Source organism: Vibrio sp. 10N.222.48.A3 (assembly GCF_041475345.1).
In the GTDB taxonomy this organism is placed as follows: domain Bacteria; phylum Pseudomonadota; class Gammaproteobacteria; order Enterobacterales; family Vibrionaceae; genus Vibrio; species Vibrio tasmaniensis_A.
The window spans coordinates 1-453 of the sequence record NZ_JBFRVX010001724.1 but is presented as its reverse complement, the minus strand read 5'-3'; the positions used below and the strand labels follow the sequence as shown (position 1 = coordinate 453).

1 protein-coding gene and 1 pseudogene are annotated in these 453 nt (G+C 39.7%); both read right to left on the bottom strand.

The features are described from left to right. On the bottom strand, positions 1–185 hold a 185-nt coding region (locus AB4653_RS28625), incomplete at its 3' end, for an STAS-like domain-containing protein (protein ID WP_372106024.1). 2 nt (positions 186–187) lie between these two features. After that, a pseudogene (locus AB4653_RS28620) lies at positions 188–453 on the bottom strand (hypothetical protein); the annotation flags it as partial.

Sequence of the window (453 nt, the reverse complement as noted above, 5' to 3'; positions counted from 1 at the left end):
CCATGCTTGGCCACTAATACGCCGAAAAGCTCATCGGAATATGATTCAGATATGGAGTTGACGGACTCTAGATCTACTTCAACTGCATCGCCAAACAGTATTGCTTCTTCAAGAGCCTTACGTTCTACCGAGGCTGTTCTTCTTGAAGCTAAATCACTTTTATTTATTGCTATTTTAGTTTTCATTATCATCCCCCCCTGAGTTGTTCCATCAACGCTAAGAGTTGTTCATCGACTGTATCGTTTATCTCTTCACAAAGTAAAGATAGCTTAAATTTACAGCTTATTGCAACGCCTTTCCAATAAGTTGGAAGCGTTTCTTGTACTCTTTCACCATCTTCATTGATATTTAAGAGGCATCTTCCAGAAGCGATTGTCAGCGTTCCTTGGAATTGTTCAATTAATCGAACCAAATGAGCTAAGCCCAAGCCTTGGTGGTGGTTTACTGTATAAT